Origin of the sequence: Chryseobacterium sp. SIMBA_038, assembly GCF_046535115.1 — a bacterium.
Taxonomy (GTDB): Bacteria; Bacteroidota; Bacteroidia; order Flavobacteriales; family Weeksellaceae; genus Chryseobacterium.
Genome location: NZ_JAWRXH010000029.1, coordinates 1 through 437, shown reverse-complemented (window position 1 = coordinate 437; position 437 = coordinate 1). Strand labels below are relative to the sequence as shown.

Sequence of the window (437 nt, the reverse complement as noted above, 5' to 3'; positions counted from 1 at the left end):
ATGTTTTAGGATATGAACCTTTATAGTATTCGTGATTTCCAAGAACATAGATTACGGGTTTATTAGCTATTTTAGCTTTAATCCACTCAACACCCTTGGTTCCCAAATTAATATCACCAGCTAAAATAACTACATCAGCATGATCAAAACATAATTCCGTCTGCCCAAACTCCTGATGAAGATCGCTAATGATTTGTATTTTCATGATGTAAAAATAGTAAAGGAATAGTAAAAAGACTAGGGAGAAAAGCTAAGTGGCAAATAAACATCTTATTTCTTTGCAGCTTCCTGATTTTATAATTTAATCCTAAAAAAGGAACCGATACCTAAGCATCGATTCCTCATCATATAGTTTGTATCATTTTAAGGCTGCTTATTATGAAACGGCAATTTCTGTCTGCTTCACTTTTAAGCTTTTCAATATAAAATAGAATAAC

The 437-nt window shown here is 31.8% G+C and carries 1 protein-coding gene; it reads right to left on the bottom strand.

All coding sequences use genetic code 11. The features are described 5' to 3' along the window. Positions 1–205, bottom strand: a 205-nt coding sequence (locus SB689_RS22565; RefSeq protein ID WP_410694315.1) for a metallophosphoesterase, incomplete at its 3' end; no start/stop codon positions are given. Positions 206–437 lie beyond the last annotated feature (232 nt).